This is a genomic window from Bradyrhizobium sp. USDA 3315 (genome assembly GCF_054056795.1).
Genome location: NZ_JBSRYP010000001.1, coordinates 4,417,145 through 4,441,582, shown reverse-complemented (window position 1 = coordinate 4,441,582; position 24,438 = coordinate 4,417,145). Strand labels below are relative to the sequence as shown.

At 65.6% G+C, this 24,438-nt stretch carries 21 protein-coding genes; 11 read left to right on the top strand and 10 right to left on the bottom strand.

The genetic code is table 11. The features are described from left to right. Positions 1–139: 139 nt before the first annotated feature. From ACVIYL_RS20470 to ACVIYL_RS20455, 4 genes are all read left to right on the top strand, one after another. Positions 140–460 carry a septation protein IspZ gene (locus ACVIYL_RS20470; RefSeq protein WP_456779566.1) on the top strand — a complete coding sequence of 107 codons (321 nt, stop codon included), beginning with the start codon at positions 140–142 and terminating at the stop codon, positions 458–460. A 24-nt stretch (positions 461–484) separates the two neighbouring features. After that, entirely contained in the window at positions 485–754 is a 270-nt protein-coding gene (locus ACVIYL_RS20465; RefSeq protein ID WP_456779565.1) for a hypothetical protein, read from the top strand. A gap of 144 nt (positions 755–898) precedes the next feature. Then, on the top strand, positions 899–1,222 hold the full coding sequence (locus tag ACVIYL_RS20460) for a hypothetical protein (RefSeq protein ID WP_310880702.1): 324 nt from the start codon (positions 899–901) through the stop codon (positions 1,220–1,222). Between the two features lie 154 nt (positions 1,223–1,376). After that, a complete protein-coding gene (locus tag ACVIYL_RS20455; protein ID WP_310880703.1) occupies positions 1,377–2,963 on the top strand; it encodes a FecR domain-containing protein in 1,587 nt (528 codons plus the stop codon). A gap of 90 nt (positions 2,964–3,053) precedes the next feature. Here ACVIYL_RS20455 and ACVIYL_RS20450 read toward each other — a convergent pair whose 3' ends face one another. The 3 genes from ACVIYL_RS20450 to ACVIYL_RS20440 all read right to left on the bottom strand — a co-directional run bounded on the left by ACVIYL_RS20450 (position 3,054) and on the right by ACVIYL_RS20440 (position 4,792). Further along, on the bottom strand, positions 3,054–3,881 hold the full coding sequence (locus tag ACVIYL_RS20450) for a class I SAM-dependent methyltransferase (RefSeq protein ID WP_310880704.1): 828 nt from the start codon (positions 3,879–3,881) through the stop codon (positions 3,054–3,056). 119 nt (positions 3,882–4,000) lie between these two features. Further along, positions 4,001–4,408, bottom strand: coding sequence for a hypothetical protein (locus tag ACVIYL_RS20445; protein ID WP_310880705.1), 408 nt, complete (start codon positions 4,406–4,408; stop codon positions 4,001–4,003). 78 nt (positions 4,409–4,486) lie between these two features. Then, a complete protein-coding gene (locus ACVIYL_RS20440; RefSeq protein ID WP_057014965.1) occupies positions 4,487–4,792 on the bottom strand; it encodes a nickel-binding protein in 306 nt (101 codons plus the stop codon). Positions 4,793–4,955: 163 nt separating this feature from the next. Between ACVIYL_RS20440 and ACVIYL_RS20435 the strand changes: the two genes are divergently transcribed. Then, positions 4,956–6,761: a winged helix-turn-helix domain-containing protein gene (locus ACVIYL_RS20435; protein WP_253607526.1), complete on the top strand. Its 1,806-nt coding sequence runs from the start codon at positions 4,956–4,958 to the stop codon at positions 6,759–6,761. Here ACVIYL_RS20435 and ACVIYL_RS20430 read toward each other — a convergent pair whose 3' ends face one another. Beyond that, positions 6,762–7,562, bottom strand: a complete 801-nt coding sequence (locus ACVIYL_RS20430; RefSeq protein ID WP_310880706.1) for an NUDIX hydrolase — start codon at positions 7,560–7,562, stop codon at positions 6,762–6,764. It abuts the gene before it with no gap. A gap of 121 nt (positions 7,563–7,683) precedes the next feature. Continuing rightward, positions 7,684–8,550, bottom strand: a complete 867-nt coding sequence (asd, locus tag ACVIYL_RS20425) for an archaetidylserine decarboxylase (RefSeq protein WP_310880707.1) — start codon at positions 8,548–8,550, stop codon at positions 7,684–7,686. A gap of 34 nt (positions 8,551–8,584) precedes the next feature. Here asd and ACVIYL_RS20420 point away from each other — a divergent pair, with 34 nt between their 5' ends. Next, on the top strand, positions 8,585–10,249 hold the full coding sequence (locus tag ACVIYL_RS20420; RefSeq protein WP_456779564.1) for an aminotransferase class III-fold pyridoxal phosphate-dependent enzyme: 1,665 nt from the start codon (positions 8,585–8,587) through the stop codon (positions 10,247–10,249). Positions 10,250–10,648: 399 nt separating this feature from the next. Here ACVIYL_RS20420 and ACVIYL_RS20415 read toward each other — a convergent pair whose 3' ends face one another. From ACVIYL_RS20415 to ACVIYL_RS20405, 3 genes are all read right to left on the bottom strand, one after another. Beyond that, entirely contained in the window at positions 10,649–11,266 is a 618-nt protein-coding gene (locus tag ACVIYL_RS20415) for a hypothetical protein (RefSeq protein ID WP_057014961.1), read from the bottom strand. Positions 11,267–11,508: 242 nt separating this feature from the next. Beyond that, the gene (locus ACVIYL_RS20410; protein ID WP_456779563.1) at positions 11,509–12,198 is read right to left on the bottom strand and encodes a methyltransferase domain-containing protein; all 690 of its coding nucleotides are present in this window, start codon (positions 12,196–12,198) and stop codon (positions 11,509–11,511) included. 33 nt (positions 12,199–12,231) lie between these two features. Continuing rightward, positions 12,232–13,287: a glycosyltransferase family 4 protein gene (locus ACVIYL_RS20405; RefSeq protein WP_310880709.1), complete on the bottom strand. Its 1,056-nt coding sequence runs from the start codon at positions 13,285–13,287 to the stop codon at positions 12,232–12,234. Positions 13,288–13,425: 138 nt separating this feature from the next. Here ACVIYL_RS20405 and ACVIYL_RS20400 point away from each other — a divergent pair, with 138 nt between their 5' ends. Further along, a complete protein-coding gene (locus ACVIYL_RS20400; protein ID WP_310880710.1) occupies positions 13,426–14,808 on the top strand; it encodes a TAXI family TRAP transporter solute-binding subunit in 1,383 nt (460 codons plus the stop codon). Positions 14,809–14,924: 116 nt separating this feature from the next. Continuing rightward, the gene (locus ACVIYL_RS20395) at positions 14,925–15,707 is read left to right on the top strand and encodes a sulfite exporter TauE/SafE family protein (protein ID WP_310880714.1); all 783 of its coding nucleotides are present in this window, start codon (positions 14,925–14,927) and stop codon (positions 15,705–15,707) included. 23 nt (positions 15,708–15,730) lie between these two features. On the opposite strand, the gene ACVIYL_RS20390 is transcribed toward ACVIYL_RS20395, so the two are convergent. Beyond that, positions 15,731–16,951, bottom strand: a complete 1,221-nt coding sequence (locus ACVIYL_RS20390; RefSeq protein ID WP_310880711.1) for an acyltransferase family protein — start codon at positions 16,949–16,951, stop codon at positions 15,731–15,733. A 254-nt stretch (positions 16,952–17,205) separates the two neighbouring features. Between ACVIYL_RS20390 and ACVIYL_RS20385 the strand changes: the two genes are divergently transcribed. From ACVIYL_RS20385 to ACVIYL_RS20375, 3 genes are all read left to right on the top strand, one after another. Continuing rightward, the gene (locus tag ACVIYL_RS20385; RefSeq protein WP_168857511.1) at positions 17,206–17,895 is read left to right on the top strand and encodes a L,D-transpeptidase; all 690 of its coding nucleotides are present in this window, start codon (positions 17,206–17,208) and stop codon (positions 17,893–17,895) included. 190 nt (positions 17,896–18,085) lie between these two features. Then, positions 18,086–19,654 (top strand): DUF4403 family protein, encoded by a 1,569-nt coding sequence (locus ACVIYL_RS20380; protein ID WP_310880712.1) that lies wholly within the window; start codon positions 18,086–18,088, stop codon positions 19,652–19,654. 273 nt (positions 19,655–19,927) lie between these two features. Beyond that, positions 19,928–21,142 (top strand): ABC transporter substrate-binding protein, encoded by a 1,215-nt coding sequence (locus tag ACVIYL_RS20375; protein ID WP_310883028.1) that lies wholly within the window; start codon positions 19,928–19,930, stop codon positions 21,140–21,142. A 79-nt stretch (positions 21,143–21,221) separates the two neighbouring features. On the opposite strand, the gene ACVIYL_RS20370 is transcribed toward ACVIYL_RS20375, so the two are convergent. Beyond that, positions 21,222–24,290: an alpha-mannosidase gene (locus ACVIYL_RS20370; protein ID WP_310883027.1), complete on the bottom strand. Its 3,069-nt coding sequence runs from the start codon at positions 24,288–24,290 to the stop codon at positions 21,222–21,224. Positions 24,291–24,438 lie beyond the last annotated feature (148 nt).

Genomic DNA, 24,438 nt, shown 5'->3' with positions numbered 1-24,438 from the left:
CAACGGCGGGCGAGTTTTGCGAGTCGCCCTTCAGGTAATGGCTTGTATCTGCCCGGCGGTCGCTTCATGTGCGTCGCCGGACCCGCTATAAGAGCCGCATTGTCGAAAATGAATTGAACCTGCAGGCGACCGGCAACCAATGAAGCATTTTCTCACCGCGGCCAGGCTGCTGGCCCTCGATCTCGCCTCGACGCTTGTGTTTCTGGTTCTGTTCCTGCTGACGCACAACACCGCGCTTGCGGTCGGCCTCGGCATCGCATTCGGCGTCGTGCAGATCGGCGTCCAGATGGTGCGCGGCAAACGGATCGACACCATGGAATGGCTCAGCCTGTTCCTGGTTGTCGCCGCCGGCTCCGCCACGCTGCTGACCCACGACCCGCGCTTCGTGCTGTTCAAGCCGAGCGTGATCTACGCCATCGTCGGCGTCGTGATGCTGAAGCCCGGCTGGCTCAACCGCTAACTGCCCGAGATCGCACAGAAGGTCGTGCCCGATGTCGCCGTCAAGGTCGGCTATGCCTGGGCCGCCCTGATGTTCATCTCCGCCGCGGTGAACGCCGTCGTCGCGCTGACCTGCGAGATCACGACATGGGCCGTCGTGATGCCGATCTTCGGCATCGTGAGCAAGATCGTGGTATTCCTCGGCGGCTTTGCCGCGCTCCGCCTCACCGCGAGGCGCCGTATCCGCGCCATGCCGGAGACGCAGCGCGAGGCTGTGCTCGCGCTCGAAGGAGCACCGGCGCCCGCGGCGCCGTAACCCCCGATCGGGGTGTTGTTGACGAAACAAACGGCCCGCGCGACGAAACCATTTTGCCATGACGACGAAGAATTGCTGAAACCAAGCCTGCCTAGTGATCGGTTCGATAACGCGCTGCTTCGGCGCGATCACAAGGGGGACATGATGGCTTTCACCGCTTCCGCGCTTCGTCACGGCAAACTGCTGGCGGCAACCGCGTTCACGCTCGGTCTGCTGACCTCGGCGTCCTATGCCTACACCGACGAGCAGCAGCAGATGTGCACCAGCGACGCCATGCGGCTGTGCAGCTCGGAAATTCCCGACGTCGATCGCGTCACCGCCTGCATGATCCGTCAGCGCGCGCTGCTCAGCGACGGCTGCAAGGCGGTGTTCCATTACGTGCCGCCGGCGGCTGCGCAACCCGCGAGTTATGCGCCCGCGGCCAAGCCGGCGAAACCGCTCAATATCACTCCTCACAAGCGCGGCTAAGCAAAACCCCAACAGCGACCAAGCACCGCGCTTCCGGCAACGGAGCGCGGTGCTTGATCGTTTCGGTCCGCCATGACAACAAGGCACGACCGTTCATCCGGCATTCAGCCTGACGCGGCTCAATTGCCGTCCCCACTGCCTCCCCCGGGAATCGATGGCGATGCGCCGCAGCTTTCTCTTTGCGCTTCTGCTTGGCGCCGGCGTCACGATCGGTTGGCAACCAACGGCCAATGCCGCGCCGGACTTGACGCGGCTCGCACAGGCGCAGCCTGCACAGGCGCCCGCCCCGGCGCCGAGTGCGACGCCGGCTACGCCCGCTCCTGCAACACCCGCGCCTGCAACGCCGGCGCCGGCCGCGAGCGCGCAGCCCGCGGCGCCCGAGCCGATCGGCAACGTGGCAACACTGACAGGAACCGCGACCGTCACGCGCAACAACACCGCGACGCCGCTGCAGATTCGCGACGACATCTTTGCCAATGACGAGGTCGCGACATCAGCGACCTCCTCGCTCGGCATCACCTTCAACGACGGCACCACCTTCAACCTGCGCGCCAATGCCAGGATCACGATCGACAATTATGTCTATGAGGACGGCGGCCAGCAGAACAGTGCGCTGTTCAACGTCACCAAGGGAACGGCGGCCTTCGTTGCCGCCGCGGTCGCCAAGACCGGCGACATGAAGATCTCGACCCCGACCGCGACGCTCGGCATCCGCGGCACCACCGGCCTCGTCGAGGTGCCCGAAGGCGCCACCGCGACCAGCAGGAATGTCGGCATCAAGCTCTATCCCGACGCCGACGGACATGTCGGCCGCATCGAGGTCAACGACCGCAGTGGCGCTTCGCTCGGCGTGCTGACGCGCGGCGCGAGTGGCTTTGCGATTCGTCCGGGCACCGGCGGCGCCCGCTTCGCCGCGGTGCCGCTGACAATCTCGCCGCAACAGATCACGCGCGACCAGGGCTTTGTGCGCCAGGTCCATAGCGCGCAGACGCTGGGCCGCCAGGTCGTGACCGAGCAGCGCGACTTCCGCCGCGCCAATCCCGATTTCCGCAGGGCCAATCCGGCCGCGCCCTATCCGAACCGCGGCCAGCCCGTGCAGCCGAACCCGCAGCGGCAGAACGGCCTGCCGGGCCAGAACCGCAACACGCCGCAGCAGCCGGGTCAGCAAAACCGTCCGGGCCAGATGCAGCAGCCCGGTCAGCCGAACCGTCCCGGCCAGCAACCGGGCACGCCTGGCCGGCAAGGTTCGCAGCAGCGGCCCGGCACGCAGCAGCAAGGCGGCGCACAGCATGCGCTGCCCGGCCAACCCGGCGGCGCGACGCTGCCGCACGCGCCCGGCGTCCAGACGCCAGCCGGACAACAGCCGGCGGGACAACAGCCAACGCGCCAAGCCCCCACGCAAGAGCCCGCGCGCCAAGGCGGCGCGACGCAACCCGGCGGACAACAATCGCCGGCACGTCAAGGCGGTCTGCAGCCCGGCCGCACCCAGGCGCCGGGCGGCGTGCGCCAGCCAGGACCACCAGCGGCCCAGCCGGGTCAACCGGGCGCGCCGCGACAAGGCACCGCGCAGCCCGTGCCGCAGGCGCCCGGCCAGATCCGACCCGGTATCCAGCAAGCCGCACCGGGCGTACGTCCGGGCATGCAACGGCCCGCGGTGCAGGCGCGTTCGGGCTTCCAGCAACGGCGCGCGCCGCCTCCGCCGCGCGGCGCGAAGCCTCCACCCAGGGACAAGCGCCAGTAACTGAGATCACAGCAATGTCGATCAACGAGCGAATGGCGCCGGCGAGTTACGCCGGCGCCATGCACAGATCGACCAATGCCGAGCGGCAGGTCAGCCGCGCCTGGTGATCACGGCCTCCAGATATTCGCTCGGGATCACCAGCGTGCCGTCCCTGGCGATATTGAACTGGTCCATCAGGCTGAACATGTCGGCGGCGAGCAATTGCTGCTTGACCGGATCGATCGCCCCGAACGCCTTCAGCACGGGCCCGTAATAGGTGCGGAAGATCTCGAGGAAATGCTCGCGCGACCTGTAACGGAAATTGAAGTGCCTGCGCCTGGCATCGAGCGTCGCCTGCGGGCCGAACAAGGCGCCGAGATGCGCCTCGGTGCCCCACAGCGCGGGAGACTTCACGCCCGGCGCCGGCGGCACATACTTCCCGATGGTCTTGAACAGCTGGCCGATGAAGCCTTCCGGCGTCCAGCTTGCGAGGCCGATCTTGCCGCCGATGCGGCAGACGCGGCGCAGTTCATTCGCCGCCTGCTGCTGGTCCGCGGTGAACATGACCCCGAAGGTCGACAGCACGACATCGAAGCTGGCATCGGCAAACGGCAACTTCTCCGCGTCCGCCTCCTGGAACGTGACGGGCAGATGCTCCGCCGCCGCCCGCTCGCGGCCGCGCTCGAGCAACGCCGCGACGTAGTCGGTCGAGACCACGTCGGCAAAGCGCCGTGCCGCGGCCAGCGTCGCATTGCCGTTGCCGGCGGCGACGTCGAGCACCATTTGATTGCTGCGCAGGTCGACTGCCTCGCAGAGCATCTCGCCGACGATCTGGAGCGTGGTGCCGACGATCGCGTAGTCGCCCGAACTCCAGGTGGCTTGCTGGCGCGCCTTGACGGCGGCGAGATCGATGGCCGGCATTTCGGTCTGAACGTTCATGTGCATCTCCTTTGAAAATGTGGTGCGGCTCGCGGCGAGGCCGCCGGCTTCGCCGAAAGTCCGCGGGTTGCGCCAAAAAACGGCGTCGAGCAGTGCAATGACTTCAAATGTGCTGCGCGCTATGTGCGGCGGTCGAGCAGGACCGGGATGGTCGATGCGGCAACTATGCTCCAGTCCGAGCGATGCCTGCAGCCGTGGCTGCTACGCTGCGTCGAGGCGGCCTGCTGCGCCGGAGCTGCACGATGCTCCGGAACGACAGGTTCCTCCGCTCGGGTGAACACGGGCGAGGACAAACCCGCGATCACCAGCCCGAGCAGCGCGCTTCGCCCGATCGGCCGTGAGCAGCGGTTCCCGGCACCCTTCGACTGGCCGCCGGCCTCGCGCGGCATCAGGCGACTGGCCTGCCGCTCGCGATGGGCGAGCATGCCTGCGACCGATTGATTGACGATCCGGCGGATCCGCAAAAGCAGGAAGGAAAAATGCCTTCGTACCGGACTTGAAATGGATTCCATGAATGAAATCGACATAATTGTTTCCTTGATCGAAGTGTGATGGCGCTCCGGATCAGGTTTGGTCGGGATACGCCATGCGACGCCGCGCAGGCGTCATTCGGCTGCAATGGGCGGTTGGACCGGATCACCACGCACCACCACGGTTGCCGCGACCTTGTAGAATTCCTCGCCCGGCATGCCGACGCAGCGCGCATGCTCCCGGATCGAGTCACCGTCACGCGCCTCGTATATGCAGAATGTGCCGATGCGACCATCCGCCTCGTGCACCACGTAGCTGCGGATCCAGCGGACACGGTCCGGCATCTGCTCGTCGCCGACCCTTGCGGACGTTGCGCCGGCGAGTTCCAGCTCGCTCATGTTCGCCCAGGCGCTCGGACGGCGAATGACATAGAGTTCCATCGAAATCTCCTCGGTTGCAATTATTGAACGGCAGGCGCTCATGGCGAGCCATGATCAGCTATAGGCGCTGTCGATGCCGACTGTCCTTACCGCGGACTGATCATTGCCTGATCTTTGTCTGATCCTTGCCTGAACCTTTTCCGCCGAGCCCGCACTCATACACATGGCATTCTCATTTGGACTGTTCGAGCTTGATGAAGCTGGACGCGTGTTGCTGTGCGCGCGCCAAGAGGTCCCATTGCAGCCGCGTGTGTTCGATCTGCTGATTTATCTGGTTCGACACCGCGACCGGGTCATCCCCAAGGAAGAACTCCTCGAAGCCGTCTGGCCGGATGTGACGGTCACAGACAACTCGCTGCAGCGGGCGGTGAGTGCGTTGCGCGCCGCGCTGCGCAACGGCGGCATGGACGGCGCGATCCGAAATCTGCCGGGCAAAGGCTATCGCTTCTTCCTCGAGTCCGAGATCCGGCAGCCGGAACGGATCGACCCTAAGCAAGTCGATGGCACCGTCGGTGCAATCGGTCTCGCCCGACGCGCAGCGGCCGGACAATTGTGGTTGCAGGCAGCGACCCTGTTCGCGAGCGCGGATGAAAGCGGCCAGCTCAACGCTGAAGATCTGCACGATTGGGCGCTCGCCCTGCAGTGCCTCGGCAGGGCCACGGCAGCGATTCCGATTCTGGTTCGCGCGGTCGGCGCACGCAGCCAGGCCGGTGACGCCGCAGGCGCCACGGTCGACGCGATAGCACTCTCGGCCTTGCATTTCGAAAGCGGCCAGGCCGCGATCGGAAAGGGCTGGCTCGCGCGGGCGGAAGATTGGGCTTCAACGCTCGACGATCCTCCGACGACGGCCCTGGTGTTATGGATGAAGTCGAAACTGGCTGCTTTCGATGGCGAACCGGAACAGGCACTCGCGTTGGCCGATGCTGCCTACACCGCCGTCCGATACAAGGATGCGATCAATATCGAAGCGCTGAGCCTGGCCTATCGCGGCTTCTATCGGCTGTGCCTCGGCGACACACACGGAGGACTGTCCGATCAGGACCATGCCGCCGCAGTTGCCCTGTCCAGCAACAATCTGGACCCGATCATGGGCGGCAACCTCTATTGCAACATCCTCTGGGCGGCCCGGATGTTCGGAGATTGGGCACGCGCCGACCAGTGGACGCGGAGCTACCAGAACTTCTGCTCGGGCAGCGGCATGGAATTGACGGGCTCGTGCCAGCTGCACCGCTCCGAGGTGCTCGGCATCCGAGGCTCGCTCGACGAAGCGCTGGCGCGCATTCAGGACGCGCTCGCGCGCCTCACCAGCGATGCGCCCTGGTCGCTTGGCGATGCCAACCGGGTGCTGGGCGATATTCAGGCGGCGATCGGCAATGACGACGCAGCGCTCGAAGCCTATGACAGGGCTTACACGCTGGGCTGGTGTCCGGAGCCGGGCCGCGCCATGCTGCTGCTCGCAAGAGGGGAAGCGGAGGCCGCCTATGCAAGCCTCGAGCGGAGCCTGATCGGCAAGACCTGGTGGACGCTGCAGCGACGCGGAATCCTGCTCGCGCATCTGGCGCTGGTTGCCGCGCACACGCATCGGACCGTTCGAGCGAAGGCATTGATCTGCGAACTGTCGGGAAGTCCGGATCGCTGGCCGATGCCCTCGATCCGCGCACTCACCAACGAAGCACAGGCGATCCTCGCGCTTTCCCGGCAGGACCATGAAACAGCCATGCGGCATCTCCATCTCGCCCGCCAGCTGTGGTCCAGCATCGAAGGGCGGGTCCAGATCGTGCGGCTGCGGCTTCAGATCTCCAGCCTCCAGCTGGAGCATGGAGATGTTCGCGGCGCCATGGCCGAAGTTCATGCGGCACAGCTTCTGGCCCGTGACCTGGGCTCGCCCAAGCGTCTTGCCGAGTGTCTTGCCTTGCAGCGTGACATTGACGCCTGGCAGCCAACGGCGCGACGTCAGATGTGCGGGTGATCACGCCGCGCGGCGCAGCCAGTCGCGCACGCGTTCGATCAGATTCTTGCGCGGCGTGGGCTGAGGTGCCGCGCCGGCCGGCACGACCTCGTGCACGAATGGCGGCGCTTGTTCAGGGATGACCGTCTCGGCGCCCCGCTCGGTCTCGGCAGTTGCATCGGGTGCGGCCACCGGAACGTCTTGCGGCGCCATGGCCGGCGGATCGGGCTCGCTTTGCACCAGCGGCGGCTGATCGATGGCCGGCGTCTCCGCCGGCGTAGCCGCATCGGCAACATCAGGCGCGTCGGCGACCTCCTGCTCGTCGATGACCTGTGGCACAGCGACTTCGCGAATCCGACGGCGCTCTGCGGCCACGGCTCTCGCCCGCGCGCGCCGCTCGCGCTCGGCGATCGCCGCGGCCTGCAACGCGATCGGTCCGACATTTTCCAGGAACGCGCGCTCATAGCCGCGTGACAGACGCTCGAGTGCCTCATCGAGCGGCAGCCAGTCCACCTCGCGGATGTCGCTCATCAGCGCCCGCACCGGCTTGCCGCCGGCATCCATGCGCCAGTAATGCACCACCTTGGATCGGCCGCCTGAATCATAGACCAGCGTGCCGAGGAATTCGTGCACGTCGACGTCGTGGCCGGTTTCCTCGAGCACCTCGCGTTCGGCAGCGGCGCGCGGCGTCTCGCCGTCGTCGAGCTTGCCTTTCGGCAACACCCATTCATTGCGCTTGCGCAGCCGCACTACGGCGAAGCGCTGCGGTGCGTCCCGCCGCAGCACAATGCCTCCCGCCGCCAGAACAGGCGTCCGCGCCATCTCGTGTCCATCAGGTTTGCGATTTAGGATCGTCGCACGACGATCCCGACCATTCTATGCATGATCGCGAAAAGTGGAAGCCAGTTTTCATGCTCAAACGATGAGCGCGATGGAAACAAGGCTATAAAGGCTTCCGCAGCAGCGGCTCGCCGCATTTGATCCGCGTTCCCTCCGCGACGTTGTCAGGGAATTCGAAATTGCCGGGCGCCAGCACGATGATCGTCGAGCCGTGTTCGAACCAGCCGAGTTCATCGCCCTTCTTCACATGCGCGTTACAGGAAAAATCCACCGGACCCCGCGACTGCGCGTTCAGCGTAATGTCGAGGAAATGCAGGCGGAGGCTCGCGACAAGGATCGCCGCGACCGGAACCAGCGTCAGTGCCTCGCCGGTTGGAAGCTTGGCGCGCAGCACCGCGCGCTCGTTCTTGCAGAACAGCCGCTCGATCCGCTTCAGCGCGATCGGATTGACGTTCCAGACGTCGCCATGAATGAACGCCACCTTGTCGATGGCAAGATCATAGGGCGCGTGGAAGCGGTGATACATGCTCGAGGTCAGCCGCAGTGTGACGAAGCGGCCGTTCCGGTGCTGCTCCACCAGCGCCGGATCGCCGACCAGATCGAGCAGCGAATAGGGCGCGCCCTTGACCTGGAACAATTGCCCGTCCTCGATCCGCCCATGCGCGCCAATGATCGCGTCCGACGGGCTCGCGATGATGGCGGGATCGGCCGCTGCCGGACGCAGGCCGGGCTTGAGCTCGCGGGTGAAGCAATCGTGCAGGCTCCTGAACTCGGTCTTCTTGGCCTCCGACAGATCGAGGTCGGAGAACAGCTTCCAGCAGGCGATCGAGGCGTCGCGCACCAGGGGGTTCTCGACCTTGGAGAACCAGCCCATGAAACGGGTCAGCGCCGCCCGCGGAATCCGGTTGGTGAGCAGGAAATTTAGGTCTTCCTGCTGGGTGAATGCCGAGATCAGGCCCTTGACTGTCATGAATCTGTTAGGTGCTGAGGCTAGCGCTTCTGTCATGGAAACATCCCTTCCGATTCTCTCGCTGTCCGCCGCCGCGCTTGCCGGCGCCGCCGCAGCTTTCCCCAAAATTCAGGCCCGCATCGCGCTCTCGCGTGCCAAGCACCGCTCGCTGACCGGACATTCCAAGATGTCCAAGATGGTCGCGCGGATGGTCCCGCACTACGAATTCGACATCGACGACTTCTTCCGCTCCGACGGCGCGCCGAAGGACGTCGCGATGCAGCGCCAGGACGGCTTCTTCCGCCTCGCCGGCCTCTACGGGGATCGCTACCCCAAGGGCCGCGCGCTGACCGCCGAGGTCACGGAGCGCATCTCCGACCTGCAGTTCACCGAAACCTACCGCGTGCCGTTCCAGTACAGCCGCCTGGTGCGCGAACATCTCGGCACCTCGGCCTTCGTCGAGGCCTCCAGCGGCGTCACCGTCACCGACGTCGACGGCAATGTGTTCTACGACCTGACCGGCTCCTACGGCGTCAACATCTTCGGCAACGACTTCTACAAGGAGTGCATCGCCGAGGGTGAGAAGCGCGCCCACGCGCTCGGCCCCGTGCTCGGCCCCTACCACCCGATCATTGCCGACAACGTCAAACGGCTGTGCGAGCTGTCCGGCCTCGACGAGGTCTCGTTCCACATGTCCGGCACCGAGGCGGTGATGCAGGCGGTGCGGCTCGCGCGCTACCACACCAAGCGGAAGCGCCTCGTGCGCTTCGCCGGCGCCTATCACGGCTGGTGGGGCGACGTGCAGCCCGGCGTCGGCAACCCGGTGTCGCCGCACGAGACCTTCACGCTCGCCGACATGTCGGAGAAGACGCTGCACGTGCTGCGGACGCGCAACGACATCGCCTGTGTGCTGGTCAACCCGCTGCAGGCGCTGCATCCCAATTCCAACGCGCCCGGCGATTCCGCGCTGGTCGACTCCTCGCGCTCCTCCAAATACGACCGCGCCGCCTACACCGAATGGCTGAAGAAGCTGCGCGAGATGTGCACCGAACGCGGCATCGTCCTGATCTTCGACGAGGTGTTCGTCGGCTTCCGCCTCGCCGCCGGCGGCGCCCAGGAATATTTCGGCGTCAAGGCCGACATGGCGACCTACGGCAAGAGCCTGGCCGGCGGGCTTCCGGTCGGCGTGGTGTGCGGCCGCAAGGATTTGATGCGGCGCTTCCGCGACGACCGCCCGGCCGACATCTGCTTCGCCCGCGGCACCTTCAACTCGCATCCCTATGTGATGACGGCGATGGACGAGTTCCTGAGCCGGCTCGCCAGCCCGAACTTCCGCTCGATCTACAACGGGCTGGACGAGACCTGGAACGGCCGTGCCAAGGCGCTCAACGACCGCCTCGCCGCGCAAGGCCTTCCAGTTCGGGTCGGCAACATCTCGTCGATCTGGACCGTCTATTACACCGAGCCGTCCCGCTACAACTGGATGCTGCAATACTATCTGCGGGCCGAGGGACTGGCGCTGAGCTGGGTCGGCACCGGCCGCCTGATCTTCACCCTGAACTACACCGACGCCGACTTCGCCGAGGTCAGCGACCGCTTCGTTGCGGCAGCCGAGAAGATGAAGCGCGACGGCTGGTGGTGGCACAAGGCCGGCCTTACCAACAAGAACATCAAGCGGCAGATCCTGAAGGAGATGGTCGCCGTGAGGTTCGGCCGCTGAGCACACCGTCATTCCGGGGCGATGCACAGCATCGAACCCGGAATCTCGAGATTCCGGGTTCGCTCGCTGGCGCGATCGCCCCGGAATGACGGCGTTTGGGTCGTCACCGTGAAGTTCAGGCGCTGAGGCAACGCGCGGCCCTCCTACTCCCTCGCCCCGCTCTTGCGGGGAGAGGGCTGGGGTGAGGGGCTGCATCCATAAAATCGGAAATGGACGGACTCGTGGTGAGCCCCCCTCACCCGGATCGCTGGCGCGATCCGACCTCTCCCCGCAAGCGGGGCGAGGTGACGTGTACGCGCGGTCGAAGGCGCTCAAGTGATGATCCGCCGTAATCCTAAGACGTAGATGCCCGGGACAAGCCCGGGCATGACGCAGCTTGAAGACGCTGAGGGCAACCGATCAGGCGTGCTTGACGTGCTTCTCGAGACCCGGATCGATCAGTTCGCCCTTCATCAGGAACAGCGGCGCCTTGTGATAGAGCTTCAGATCGTTGAACGGGTCGGTGACGATCTTGGTCATCCAGACGAGGCCGGTCTCGACGTCGCGGATGAAGAACAAATGGATCGTGCGGAACAAGAGGCCACCGATGCCAACCACGAGCCAGATCTTGGCCACCTGGCGGGTGAAGTCGCCCATCGTGACCCAGGGCTTGAACAGGCCGAACAGCGTCGGATCGAAGTACAGCACCATCGGCGACAGCGCCCAGATCGCCATCAGCACGACCTTGCGCTGCAGATTGTAGCCGACCTTGATGTCTTCCTTGTGCTCATGGGTCGCCTGGTTGACGTGGTCGTAGCCCTTCGGCTCGAAGAAGAAGTGACCGGCCTGGCGCGAGGTCATCGAGACCAGCCAGCCGACCAGCGCCGACACGACCGGATCGAAGAACAGCATCACATAGGCGAACAGGAAGCTCAGCGCGCTGACGAAGTGCAGGCTCTGGTTGATCCGGCTGTGATGGTAGAAGCGATGGTCATCCCAACGCTGGGTACGCAGCTCTTGCAGGAAATTCTTGATCATTGGTTCCCCCAACATCTTTCGGAACAGGATTTACAGGGATTCGATGTATCGCGTGTGACATCATCATAATGACATATGACAATGCGGAGCGACGCCTTGACGCAACCGGAGCAGGGTCTCGCCTCATCCCGAGAAGATCTGCGGAGATCAGGCGAAGGAGATCGTAGCCACCCGGCCTGGGGTGCGCTGTGCGCTACCTCACCCGGGAGGAGCGGCGGGCTGGGCCGCCTGGCCGGGCCGCCTCAGGCGGCTTTGGCGACATCCGCCTTGCGGAAGCGGACCAGCGAGAAGTGGCCGAGCGGCGGAATCAGGCGCCGCTCCGCGAGCTCCATGCCGCGCGCGCCCGCGAGCCATTTGGTGTAGCGCGACCAGGCGAATTCGGCGGTCCGGAACCCGAGCGGGCGCACCACCGGCTGCAGCTTCTGCTCGATGAAGCGGCGCACGCCGGCATCGGCGCTGACGCGGGTCAGGATGATCAGTTCACCGCCCGGACGCACCACGCGGGCGAACTCGTCGAGCGCGGCTTCCGGGTTCGGCACCGCCGACAGCACATACTGCGCCATCACCACGTCGAACGAATTGTCGGGGAATTCCAGCTTCTCGGCGTCCATCACCGCGAGGTCCTCGACATTCTTCAGGCCCCGCTCCGCGACCCGCTTCTTAGCCTTCTCCAGCATCGCTTCCGAGATGTCGGTGCCGAAGATGCGGACGTTCTGGCTGTAGAGCGGCAGCGAGATGCCGGTGCCGACGCCGACCTCGAGCACCCGGCCGCCGATCTTGTTGGTGGCCTGGATCGCGGCCTGCCGGCCCTTGCTGAACACACCGCCAAACACGAGGTCGTAGATCGGCGCCCAGCGGTCATAGGCCTGCTCGACCGTCTCGCGGTCGAAGTCCATGGAACGGTCGGCACCCAGCTTGATGATTTCAGCCATAGATCGTCTCTCGCCTCTCGTTCGATTGAGCTGTTAATTCGGAACCGCGCTGCGGCCGGCAACGCGGCGGGCGGGCCGCAGCGCGCGGCTCGGCTGCAGCGTGGCCAGATTGCCGATGAACTGACGCGCACTGTTTTCCCAGGAACGCTCCAACGCAAAATTGCGGCAGTCCGCGCGCGACATCGTCAGCGCGCGCAGGCAGGCGCTGCGCAAGTCGTTGTCGATCGCGCCGATCGGATGGTTGGCGATGACGTCCTTCGGGCCGGTGACCGGGAATGCCGCGACCGGCGTGCCGCAGGCCAGCGCCTCGAGCTGTACGACGCCGAAGGTGTCGGTCAGGCTCGGGAACACGAAGACGTCGGCGGCGGCGAGGTGCGAGGTCAAATCCTGCCCCTTCTTCTCGCCGAGGAAAATCGCGTCGGGATATTTCTGTTCCAATGCCGCCCTTTGCGGGCCGTCGCCGACCACGACCTTGGAGCCCGGCAGGTCCAGCGACAGGAAGGCGTCGAGGTTCTTCTCCACCGCGACGCGGCCCATGGTCATGAAGATCGGCCGCGGCAGATCGAGCACCGCCGGCTGGTCCGGATTGAAGATCCTGGTGTCGACGCCGCGGGTCCAGAAGCCGAGCCTGCGGAAGCCGCGCTCGGCGAGCTCGCTGCGCAGCGAGTCGGTCGCGACCATCGTCATCGACCCGGCGGCGTGGAAGTGGCGCAGCACCGCGTAGCCGACGCTGTCGGGAATTCCGGTGCGAACCGAAACATATTCCGGGAAGCGCGTTGTATAGGATGTGGTGAAGGCGAGCTTGTTGCGCTGGCAATAGCCGCGCACCGCCCAGCCGATCGGCCCTTCGGTCGCGATGTGGATCGCCTCGGGCGCGGCCTCCTCGATCCGGCGCGCGATCTCGCGGCGGTTCGGCAGCGCCACGCGCAGGCCAGGATAGGTCGGCACGCCAACCGAGCGGAAACCGTCGGGAGTGAGGAATTCGATCTCGGCGCCGAGCCCGGCTGCGCTGCGCGCAAGCGACGTCAGCGTCCGGACCACGCCGTTGACTTGCGGATGCCAGGCATCGGTCGCAACGAGTATGCGCATTGCAGGAGATCCAAATCGTTAATCTTGATTCTGCTCGCACGACGTTCTGACATGGATGTTTCAAACGTATGACGTCATCGAAATGTTAGGTTGTTTTTCACGGCAAACGGCCGGTTTTTCGTGTAACGTGACAGCCAGATGTCAGAGCAGAGTGAAAATCCCGGCACCAAGCGCCGCAGGCTCAGGCGACGAAACTCGTCGCTGCTGATCCTTGCGGCCGGCATGCTTGTGTTCGGCCTCGCCGCCGGCGCGCTGTATTACGCGCTGCGTCCGGTGACGCTCGCGATCGCGGTCGGCCCGACCGGCAGCGAGGACGTCAAGCTGATCCAGGGTTTCGCCCAGGTCTTTACGCACGACGGCAGCTCGGTGCGGCTGAAGCCGGTCACGACGCAGGGCTCCGCCGAGAGCATCGCGCTGTTCACGGCGAACAAGGTCGACCTCGCGGTGGTGCGCGGCGACCTCGATCTGCCCGCGAGCGCCGAGTCGGTTGCGATCCTGCGCAAGAATGTCGTCGTGCTGTGGGCGCCCTCGGGCGCCAAAGGCAAGCGGCGGTCCGCGAAGATCAAGAGCATCGACGATCTCGCCGGCCACAAGGTCGGCGTGGTCGGCAGCACCCAGGCCAATGTCACGCTGCTGCGCGTGATCCTGACCGAATCCGGCGTCAACCCCGACAAGGTCGCGGTCAGCCAGTTCGCCGTCAACAAGATCGCCGACCTCGCGCGCGATCCCTCGCTCGATGCCTACATGACCGTCGGCCCGCTCGACAGCAAGGTGACGGCGGAAGCGATTACAGCGACGGCGGCCGCGCGCGGCGAGCCGGTCTTCCTCCCGGTCGATGTCTCGGAGGCAATCGCGCAGAAGCATCCGCGCTATGAGTCCGAGGAGATCGCCGGCAGCATCTTCTCCTCGTCGCCGGCGCGGCCCGAGGACAAGGTTGAGACCGTCAGCGTCAATCACCTCATCATCGCGCAGCATGCGCTGAGCGAGGCGACCGTCGGCGCGCTCGACCGGCAGCTGTTCACGCTGCGCCTCCAGGTCGCGCGCGATCTGCCGGCGGCGGCAAAGATCGAGAAGCCCGACACCGACAAGGACGCCGCGCTGCCGGCGCATCAGGGCGCGGCCGCCTATATCGACGGCACCGAGCGCACCTTCCTCGAAAAATACTCCGACTACATCTGGGGCGGCATCCTGCTGCTCTCCGGCCTCGGCTCGGCCGGCGCCTGGCTGCGCCACTACGTGAAGCGCGACGAGCGCGAGCACTACATCACCCATCGCGACAATCTGCTGACCCTGATCTCGCAGGTGCGCGGCGCCGAGACGCCGGAACAGCTCGCCGCCATGCAGGGCGAAGCGGATGCCCTGTTGCGCGAGGCGCTCGACTGCTACGACGACGGCGCGATCGAGGAAGGCGATCTCTCGGTGATCGGGCTGACGCTCGAGCAATTCCATCACGCCGTCTCCGACCGCCGCGCCGTGATCAACGGCGACAAGCCGGGCCTGCCGCGGATGCGCGCCGGCTAGGCCGCGTGCACGCCGAATTGCACCGAGAGCAATGTGCACCGAGAGCAATGTTTGGATTGCGCATGCAGGCGCGCGTGGCCATGTTGAGTACTGACCACAACGCTTCGCACGACACCATGATCACGTCCATCGTCGCTGACCTGCCCGGGCCTTTCGTGCTCGCGGTTGCCTTCGCCGGCGTCTTCCTGATCGCCTTCATGAAGGGCGCGTTCGGCGGCGGTTTTGCCATCGTCGGCATCCCGCTGCTGTCGCTGGCGATGGACCCGATCGCGGCGGGCGCGCTGCTGGCACCATTGTTCGTCGTCATGGACGTCACCGCGCTGCGGTTCTGGCGCCCGAGCACGTGGTCGCGCATCGACCTCGCGATGCTGCTGCCGGCGCTCGTCATCGGCATCGGCCTCGGCTATTTCGTGCTGCGCGATCTCGACCGGCATGCCGTCGAGATCGTGATGGGCGTGGTGACGCTGGTGTTCGCCGCGCTGTGGTTTCTCGGCGGCGGCGAGATCAAGCCGCGTCCGCGCTCGACGTTCAAGGCGACGTTCGCCGGCCTGTCCTCCGGCGTCACCACGATGGTGGCCCATTCGGGCGGGCCGCCGCTTGCGATCTATCTGCTGCCGCTCGGCATGCCGAAGGCGCTCTACGCCGGCACCACCAGCCTGTTCTTTACGGTCGGCAACCTCTTGAAGGCCGGCCCGTGGCTCGTGCTGGCCACGCCGTCGCGCAGCCTGTGGATGCTGATGGCGCTTTGCGTGCCGGCGGTGCCGGTTGGCGTCTGGGCCGGATGGCGGCTGCACGAACGTCTCGACCAGCGCGCGCTGTACCGCGCCTGCTACGCCATTCTGGTCATCACCGCGGCCAAGCTGCTGTGGGACGGATCGGCCGGATATCTCAGCTCCTGAACGGCGAAGGTGCTGGCTCCTCGTCAGGAGGAGTGTCTGCTGCGGACGACGTTCGCGGCAACGGCAAGAGGCGCAATGTCCTGGCGCGGCGCGGACGCGTCGTCCGGCGCAAGGCGCTCGCGCGCCACGAAGGAGAAGCGGCTGCGCAGTTTCAGGATCGGCTTCTCGATCCAGTGCCAGGAGAACGCGGCGAACAGCGTGATCAGCAGCAGCGCAATCGCGAACTGAACGATCACGGGCGCGTGCGGCAGCCATACCCGCACAACCTGCTGCACCGGAAAGCCGTAGAGATAGATGCCGTAGGAATAGTCGCCGCGCGAAATCAGCGGCAGCCGCGGCAGCTTCGAAACGCCGAGATAGGCGGTGATATAGACCAGCGCCGGGGCGATCAGCAGATTGAGCACCGGCTGGCTCATCCAGTCCGCCGGACCGAGCAGCGCGGCGCCCGCGCAGAGCGCGCAGCACGCGGCGAGAAGCCTTCCGTTGTAGGGAATGCGGTCACGATAGAGATAGATCGCGATGCCGAGCATGAACGCGACCGGCAGCTTCGCGCCGCGTCCGAGGAACGGCGCCGTGCTGAAGATCCTGTCATGCAGCGTACCGGCGACCCCAGCGGGCAGTTGCGAGGGTTGCGCGCCATGCCCGGTGAGTACGAGCGCAAGGCCGATGCCGACCAGCACGAGCGCACCGAGCACGATGAGCGGCGGCTTGCGCAACAGGCCGAACAGGATGAACACCGTCATCAGCGCGTAGCAGCCATATTCGAACGGCACCGTCCACAGCGAGCTGTTGACCTCCGGCGCGGGATTGCCGCTGAACACGCCGGGCAGGACGTAGTTCACGAGGCCGATGATGTTGGTGAAGTATTTGTAGGTGCCGAAATTGGTGAAATAGTCCGACAGCGGCAGCGCGGTGAAGATCGGTCCGAGGATCAGCGCCGACAGCACGATCTCGACCGCAAGCGCCGGAATGATCCGCATGCCGCGATTGGTGAGAAACTCCCTCAGCGAGAGCCGCAGCCCGCTGGCCGCGATCAGAAACCCGCTCAGCGCAAAGAACATCACGAGAATGGCGTAGTGCGGAAACCAGGCGATCCACGCCTGCTCGCCGTCGCCACTGCCGCCCGCGACATAGGGCGCGTGGGCGGCGACGACGGAAATCGCCAGTGCGATACGGAGAAAATCGAACCCGGGGCCGAAGCCCTTCTGCCGATCCAGCATGCTGCCGATCGTGTGCCCCAGCATCATTTCCACTCCATTCCGAAACCAATGCGCTGGGACAGCAAGCGCCGTGCCAGGAAGACTGTCTTGCGGCGGGACAACCCCTTCCCGGCAACCCGGCCTTAACCGTGCGACGAAACACGCACGAAACAATTCCCTAACGGCACGAAACCATTTTGGCGATTTCGTGCAAACGTCCTGAAACGCCTCACCTGTACTGCTTTGACCCAACGACGCGCCGGAACTGGCGCGCAGGGCGCAAACAACAGGGGTCGACAATGTTCAATTCCATCAAGCTGAACTCACGTCTCGCTGCCGCCGCCTTCGGTGCGCTGGCGATTGGCACCGTCGCTTTTTCGAATTCCGCCGCGGCCGCTCCGCTGCCGATGTTCCCCTTCATCCTGACGCCGCCGACCGAGGCCGTGCAGCCGCCGGTGCAGTCGATGCCGCAGGCGCAGGAGGAAGACCGTTCGGTTGAGTTGCCCGCCCGCCTGCGCCGCCAGGTCGTCGCCTATCCGACGCGCGAGGCGCCCGGCACCATCATCATCGACACCCCGCACACCTATCTCTATCTCGTGCTCGGCAACGGCCAGGCCATGCGCTACGGCATCGGCATCGGCCGCGACGGCTTCACCTGGTCGGGCACCCAGACCATCACCAAGAAGGCAGAGTGGCCGGATTGGACGCCCCCGCCGGAAATGATCGCCCGCCAGCCCTATCTGCCGCGCCACATGGCCGGCGGCCCCGGCAATCCGCTCGGCGCCCGCGCCATGTATCTCGGCGGCACCATCTACCGCATCCACGGCACCAACGCGCCGGAGACGATCGGCACCCGCGTGTCCTCCGGTTGCCTGCGCCTGACCAACGCAGATGTCTCCGACCTCTATTCGCGGGTCAGCGTCGGCACCAAGGTGATCGTGCTGCCGATGACCGACCGCCGCGCCGATCTCGGCTCGGCCGTCCGCTAAGCCCCTCCCCTCCAAGGCGTCCTTAATAAAGGCGTCCTCGACCACGGCTCCGGCATTCTCGTGCCGGGGCCGTTGTCGCGTTCATCAACCTTAACGCCTTCCGCCCCTGAAGCAGCTTGATCCTGCCACACTGGCGCCCTCGTCGGGGGGCCTGTACAAGCCGTCAAGTTGATTTTCATCCGGGGGAATGATGCGTCTACCGATGCATCCAAGGACGATAGCGCTCGGGATCGCGGTGGTGCTGGTCTCGTTCGTGATCAGCCTCAAGGCAATGGACTGGCTCGCGCCGAGCGTCACCGTGCAGCAGCCGAAGCTCGCAGAGCTGCCGCCGCTGCCGCAGGCGCCGCGTTCTTCGACGATCGTGGCGCAGGTCTCGGTCGCGCTGTCGGCGATCCGCGACGCCGCCGAACGCGGCGCGCCGAAGACGTTCGGCGGCAAGGCCGACAACCCGGTCCAGCAAATCCTGCAAAATGCCGACATCGGCTGGACCGCATCGCGCGGGCCGATCGCCGCCACCGGCGCGCAGGACGTGCTGACGCTGACCACCCCGATCAACGGCACGCTCAAGGTCACCGGCGCGTTGTCCGCCAAGGCAACCGGCGCGGTCAACGACGCGCTCGGCAGCCTGCTCGGCGGCAATGTCGCCAAGCAGATCGGCGCCGTGAACATCAAGAACATCAACGCCAACGCCGAGATCAAGGGCAACGTCACCCTCACCGCGCGCCCGAAGCTCGGTGCATCCTGGCGGATCGAGCCGAACCTGCAGGCACAGGTCAATCTCGGCGACACCAGCCTGTCGACGGCCGGCGTCCGCATCAGCGTGCCGGCCCAGGTCAAGCCTGTCATCGACAAGGCGGTCGCCGACCAGATTTCCGTGGTCGAGGCCCGATTGCACAACGACCCGGTGTTCCAGAACAACGCCCGCACGCAATGGGCCAAGGCCTGCCGCTCGATCCCGCTGCAAGGTACCGGCGGCACCACCTCGATGCCGCCGATGTGGCTCGAACTGCGACCGACCCGCGCGATCGCCGCGCAGCCGAAGGTCGATGCGTCCTCGCTGATCCTGACGATGGGGATCGAGGCCGAAACGCGGATCACGGAGGCGCAGACCACCCCGAACTGCCCGTTCCCCGAAAAACTCTCGATCGTGCCGCCGATGCCGAGCCAGGTCGCGATCGGCCTGCCGGTCGACCTGTCCTTCACCACGCTGAGCCAGCTGGTCGAGGCACAGCTCAAGGGCAAGACCTTCCCCGAGGACGGCTCCGGTCCGGTCGACGTAACCGTCAAAAGCGCGAGCATCGCCGCCTCCGGCGACCGGCTTCTGATCTCGCTCCTGGTGCACGCCAAGGAAAAGGCCAGCTGGTTCGGGCTGGGCGCCGAGGCAACCGTGCACATCTGGGGCCGGCCGCGGCTCGACCAGCCGTCGCAGACGCTGCGGCTGACCGACGTCGAGCTGGCGGTGGAATCCGAGGCCGCGTTCGGCCTGCTCGGCGCCGCCGCACGCGCGGCGATCCCGCACATGCAGCAGACCCTCAACGATCGGCTGGTGGTCGACCTGAAGCCATTCGCGACCAACGCGCAGCGCAAGGTCGCCGCCGCCATCGCCGACCTGCAGAAGAACGAGGAGGGCATCCGCGTCGACGCCGAGGTCAACAGCATCCGGCTGGCCGGGATCGACTTCGATTCCAAGACGTTGCGGGTGATCGTGGAAACCGACGGCAGCATCAAGGCCGCCGTCACCGCGTTACCGGCGCTGTAGGACACTGCCCGAGCGGATTGCTCTCTTACCTCGCCCCGCTTGCGGGGAGAGGTCGGATTGCGAAGCAATCCGGGTGAGGGGGTACAGGTCTCACGACAATCGCCACCCGTGGATAAGGCCCCTCATCCCAACCCTCTCCCCGCGAAGAGCGGGGAGAGGGGGAACACTTGCCGCGCGCATGCTCAAAAAGTCGTCTTTGCGACAGCTTGTCGCAGCGGCTAGAACGCCCCGGTGGAAGCAACCCTCAACGAAAAAGTCAGGGAGAAAAACACGATGAAAACACTCTTGGCCGCAGCGGCGGCCGGCCTCGCGCTCGCGGCCTCAGGGACCGCGGCGAACGCCCAGATCTCCGACGATGTCGTCAAGATCGGCGTGCTCACCGACATGTCGAGCCTCTATGCGGACGCCACCGGCAAGGGCTCGGTCGCCGCCGTCGAGATGGCGGTCGCCGATTACGGCGGCAAGGTGAAAGGCAAGCCGGTGCAGGTGATCGCAGCCGATCACCAGAACAAGCCCGACGTCGGCGTCAACATCGCACGCAACTGGTACGACAACGACAAGGTCGACGCGATCCTCGACGTGCCGACCTCGTCGGTCGCATTGCCGATCTCGGCGCTGACGCGCGAGAAGAACAAGATCCACATCAATTCCGGCGGCGGCTCCTCCGATATCACCGGCACCGCCTGCTCGCCCAACACGGTGCACTGGACCTACGACACCTATGCGCTATCGAACGTCGCCGGCAAGGCGATGGTCAAGCGCGGCGAGGACACCTGGTTCTTCGTCACCGCCGACTACGCCTTCGGCATGGCGCTGGAACGCGATGCCGCCAATGTCGTCAAGGAGAGTGGCGGCAAGGTGCTGGGCGACGTGCGTCATCCGCTCAACTCGTCGGACTTCTCGTCCTTCCTGCTGCAGGCGCAGGCCTCCAAGGCCAAGGTCGTGGCACTGGCGAACGCCGGCGGCGACACCACCAACGCGCTGAAGCAGGCTTCCGAGTTCGGCCTGACCCAAGGCGGCCAGAAGATGATCGCGCTGCTGCAGGAGATCACCGACACGCATTCGCTCGGCATCAAGGCGACCCAGGGCCTGATCGTCACCGACGCCTTCTACTGGGACATGAACGACGAGACCCGCGCCTTCTCGAAGCGCTTCAACGAGAAGGTCGGCCACATGCCGACCATGATCCAGGCCGGCCTCTATTCGGCGACCATGCATTACCTGAAGGCGATCGAGGCCATCGGCACCGACGAGGCGCCGAAGGTGATGGCCCAGATGCGCGCCACGCCGGTCAACGACTTCTTCGCCAAGAACGGCCATATCCGGATCGACGGCCGCATGGTGCACGACATGTATCTGTTCGAGGTCAAGAAGCCCGAGGAATCCAAGGGCGAGTGGGACCTCTACAAGCTGATCGCCACCGTGCCCGGCGACGAGGCGTTCCGCCCGCTCGACAAGGGCGGCTGTCCGCTGGTGAAGTCGAACTGACGGCTACGCCACACCGGATCGCATCTGGCGATGCGATCCGGTCTCTCCGCGCAAGCCGGGGCGAAAGTCACTGCAATCACTACGCCTGGCAGACCCGCAGCGTTGCGATCTGGAATGGACGCAGCGCCAGGCGGCATCCCCGATCCTCGGTCGGCAGGGTCTCGATGCGGTCTTCCAGGGTGTTGCTCATCCACACCGACGCGATGTCGACGCCGAAATCGAGAGTCACGGCGGTGCGGATGCCTGCGCTCTCGTACAGCCGCACCACCCAGCCGTCTCCATCCTCGGCGGGCTTGATCGTATCGACGATCACGTTGGCCGGGGACGCGGTCAGGAGCGAGTGTCGCAACGGCGCGTGCGGTTTTCCCTTCGTCCACAGCACCGGACGCTCGAACCGCAAGGCGCGCCCGACCGTGTCCGCGCTGCGCCAGTCGCCGTGGTGGGGATAGATCGCATAGCGCATCCGGTGCCGCCCGATATCGGCCTGCGGATCAGGCAATTCGGAGCCGCGCAGCAGCGTCAACGCGAGCTGATTGCCGAACGCCGAATAGCCGTGACGGCGGTCGCTGAACAGCGACACGCCGAAATCCGGCTCGGCGAGATCGGCCCAGCGATGCCCGGGCACCTCGTACTTGGCCGCGTCGGCATCCGTGTTGGCATGCGTCGGCCGCTCGGTTGCGCCGAACATGGTTTCATAGGTTGCGTTCGATGCACGGCAGGCGACGGGGAACATGACCTTCAGCGCCGTCTTGCGCTCCTGCCAATCGACCGTGGTTTCGAATTCGAGATGATCGGCGCCGGCATCGAGGCGGATCACCTGCGTGAGCCGGCTTGCGCGTCCGAGCCCGCGCTCGAAACGGACCTCGCCGCGCAGTCCGCCATCCGACAGCACGGCGCAGCTCACCTCCTCTGTCACCTCGCGCGCGGTCTCCAGCGCGAACGGATCGATATCCCATGCCTCGAAATCGAGCGGCCGGTCATCGAGCAGCAGCAGCCGGGCTGCCGGTGATGCGAAGGTCTCGCGGCCGGTCGCAACATGCAGCAGCGACCAAACGAGCCCGCTGCGATCAATGCGCGCTTCGAGCCGCGCGTTCGACAGCACGAAGCCGTCCAGATCGGCGGCGACCACAACGCGATCGTCGGTCGTCGTCGTTTCACCCGCCGCAAACGGCGCGGCGACGATGTGACGAAGCTCGCCGTCGGGGTCGGACGCGACCTCGGCACGCGCGCAGCCCAGCGTGTTGACGGGTGTCCAATTGCCGTCTTCGGGATCGCACAGCGTCGCCAGCACGGCTTGCGTGCGACGCCCGGCCTCCTCCGCCACGCCAGCGAGTTCGACCTCCGCACGTTCATAGACCTCGCGGATGCTGCTGCCGGGAATGATGTCGTGAAACTGGTTGACCAGCAGCGTGCGCCACAGCGCTTCGATCTCCTGTGCTGACGGTGCCGGTTGCCGGCAGGCAGCCGCGACAGTGGTCACGAATTCGAGTGCCTGAAGGCCGGCCTCGCAAGCGCGGTTGAGGCGCTTGGTCTCGGCCTGCGTGGTGTAGGTGCCGCGATGATATTCGAGATAGAGCTCGCCCTCGATCGTCGCCAGATCCGGCGCTGATATCGCCAGGCGGTCGAAGAACTCGTCGACGGAGCGAATCTGGATTCGCGGCAGCCCCTGCAAGTCCCTTGCGCGCTGCAACGTCTCCAGCATCGTCTCGTCGGCACCGCCGCCGCCGTCGCCATAGCCGAACAGATAGAGTGCGTCGGACGAACGGTCGGCGTCCTTGTAATTGGCGGCGTGATAGCGGAGCTCCGCGACCTGCGCCGATCCGTTGTAGGTGTCCGCCGGGGGGAAATGCGCCAGCACCGTGCTGCCGTCCAGTCCGCGCCAATGGAAGCTGTGATGCGGCGGTGAGGTGAACTTGTTCCACGACAGCTTCTGGGTCAGGAAGCGCGACATCCCCGCCGACTGCATCAGCTGCGGCAGCTGGGCGTCGTAGCCGAACACGTCGGGATTCCAGAACACGCTGGAGCGCGCGCCGAACGTTCGCTCGAAATAGCGCTGACCGTAGAGGAACTGACGGCAGATCGACTCGCCCCACGGCAGATTGCAGTCCGGCTCGATCCAGCTGCCGCCGACCGGAATCCATTGGCCGGCGGCGGCCTTGGCGCGAATTCGGGCGAACAGGTCAGGGTCATTCTGCTCGATGACGGCATACTGATAGGCCTGCGAGCAGGCGAACTTGAAATGGGGATAGCGCTCCATCAGCGCCACCGCCGTGGAAAAGCTGCGTTGCGCCTTGCGCCGGGTTTCCGCCAGCGGCCACAGCCATGCCGTGTCGAGATGGGCGTGGCCGATCGCCGACATCTCGTGGGTGATGCTGCCATTTCGTGCCGCGAGCAGGCCATCGAGGATCGCTCGCGCCGCCGGCCAGGTCGCGCGATCGTCGGGATCGGTGATGTTGCAGATGCGGTTGAGATCGTGCAGCAGGCGCCCCGCCCAGGTCCGATCCAGCGCCGGCTGCGCCGTCTCTCCGACAGCTCCGTATGACCTCGACTTTGTCGTGGGGTCGCGGTCAGCCTCGAGCTGGCGCAGCACCTCGTAGTCGAAATAGAATGCCGTAGCTTCGGGATCGAAGCGGCGCAGCTCGCAGGCGACCAGCGCGTAGGCCTGCGGATCGCTCCAGAACGCACCGAACAGGCCGTTGCAGGCCACCTCCACATGGATGCTGATCGTCTCCCCGCCGCTCGCCGACTGAACGAGCGGCGCTATGTGGCGGCCGGGATTGAGACCCTGCGAGGAACGTCCGTTGAGCCAAAGCAGCGCTTCCGAGCGGCTGTCCCAATACAGATCCACGCGCGAGCCGGCCCAGGCCTGCGGCACCTCGGCCACGACCTGCACCCAATAAGTCGCCCATAGCGGTCCCAGCGTCTCGCCCAATGGGACCGGCCGATAATCGAGCTTGAGCGCGTCCTCGAGGCTGATCCGCTCGGTGGGACCGGCAAGCGCGAGCGAGGTGACCGGCACGCGGCCGGCATGAACCTTCTGTTGCAGCCGCTCCGCAAAGCCTGCCAACCGGCGCCGCGTGTATTGCGGGTAGCGGCCGCGAATCCGGGCTACCGCGGGATCGCCGCCATCGCGCTCCTTGTCATTCATCAGGTTCTTCAGCCATTTGACGAATGATCACGTAAGGGTTGATGATGATTGCAACGCGCTGTCCGAATTGGATCGCCTGACCTACTCCCTACACTCTTCCCAAATTTTATCCATCCGGCCAGAAAAAAAGCGCGCCCGGCAGCAACCG

What these genes read in the sequence shown, in the direction of transcription:
- ACVIYL_RS20410 (WP_456779563.1), bottom strand. Translation starts at nt 12,198, where the DNA reads ATGGCTGAAATCATCAAGCTGGGTGCCGACCGTTCCATGGACTTCGAC.
- ACVIYL_RS20405 (WP_310880709.1), bottom strand. Translation starts at nt 13,287, where the DNA reads ATGCGCATACTCGTTGCGACCGATGCCTGGCATCCGCAAGTCAACGGC.
- ACVIYL_RS20455 (WP_310880703.1), top strand. Translation starts at nt 1,377, where the DNA reads ATGGCGATGCGCCGCAGCTTTCTCTTTGCGCTTCTGCTTGGCGCCGGC.
- ACVIYL_RS20440 (WP_057014965.1), bottom strand. Translation starts at nt 4,792, where the DNA reads ATGGAACTCTATGTCATTCGCCGTCCGAGCGCCTGGGCGAACATGAGC.
- ACVIYL_RS20375 (WP_310883028.1), top strand. Translation starts at nt 19,928, where the DNA reads ATGAAAACACTCTTGGCCGCAGCGGCGGCCGGCCTCGCGCTCGCGGCC.
- ACVIYL_RS20470 (WP_456779566.1), top strand. Translation starts at nt 140, where the DNA reads ATGAAGCATTTTCTCACCGCGGCCAGGCTGCTGGCCCTCGATCTCGCC.
- asd (WP_310880707.1), bottom strand. Translation starts at nt 8,550, where the DNA reads ATGACAGTCAAGGGCCTGATCTCGGCATTCACCCAGCAGGAAGACCTA.
- ACVIYL_RS20370 (WP_310883027.1), bottom strand. Translation starts at nt 24,290, where the DNA reads ATGAATGACAAGGAGCGCGATGGCGGCGATCCCGCGGTAGCCCGGATT.
- ACVIYL_RS20445 (WP_310880705.1), bottom strand. Translation starts at nt 4,408, where the DNA reads ATGTCGATTTCATTCATGGAATCCATTTCAAGTCCGGTACGAAGGCAT.
- ACVIYL_RS20400 (WP_310880710.1), top strand. Translation starts at nt 13,426, where the DNA reads ATGTCAGAGCAGAGTGAAAATCCCGGCACCAAGCGCCGCAGGCTCAGG.
- ACVIYL_RS20420 (WP_456779564.1), top strand. Translation starts at nt 8,585, where the DNA reads ATGGAAACATCCCTTCCGATTCTCTCGCTGTCCGCCGCCGCGCTTGCC.
- ACVIYL_RS20430 (WP_310880706.1), bottom strand. Translation starts at nt 7,562, where the DNA reads ATGGCGCGGACGCCTGTTCTGGCGGCGGGAGGCATTGTGCTGCGGCGG.
- ACVIYL_RS20450 (WP_310880704.1), bottom strand. Translation starts at nt 3,881, where the DNA reads ATGAACGTTCAGACCGAAATGCCGGCCATCGATCTCGCCGCCGTCAAG.
- ACVIYL_RS20435 (WP_253607526.1), top strand. Translation starts at nt 4,956, where the DNA reads ATGGCATTCTCATTTGGACTGTTCGAGCTTGATGAAGCTGGACGCGTG.
- ACVIYL_RS20460 (WP_310880702.1), top strand. Translation starts at nt 899, where the DNA reads ATGGCTTTCACCGCTTCCGCGCTTCGTCACGGCAAACTGCTGGCGGCA.
- ACVIYL_RS20395 (WP_310880714.1), top strand. Translation starts at nt 14,925, where the DNA reads ATGATCACGTCCATCGTCGCTGACCTGCCCGGGCCTTTCGTGCTCGCG.
- ACVIYL_RS20380 (WP_310880712.1), top strand. Translation starts at nt 18,086, where the DNA reads ATGCGTCTACCGATGCATCCAAGGACGATAGCGCTCGGGATCGCGGTG.
- ACVIYL_RS20390 (WP_310880711.1), bottom strand. Translation starts at nt 16,951, where the DNA reads ATGCTGGGGCACACGATCGGCAGCATGCTGGATCGGCAGAAGGGCTTC.
- ACVIYL_RS20415 (WP_057014961.1), bottom strand. Translation starts at nt 11,266, where the DNA reads ATGATCAAGAATTTCCTGCAAGAGCTGCGTACCCAGCGTTGGGATGAC.
- ACVIYL_RS20385 (WP_168857511.1), top strand. Translation starts at nt 17,206, where the DNA reads ATGTTCAATTCCATCAAGCTGAACTCACGTCTCGCTGCCGCCGCCTTC.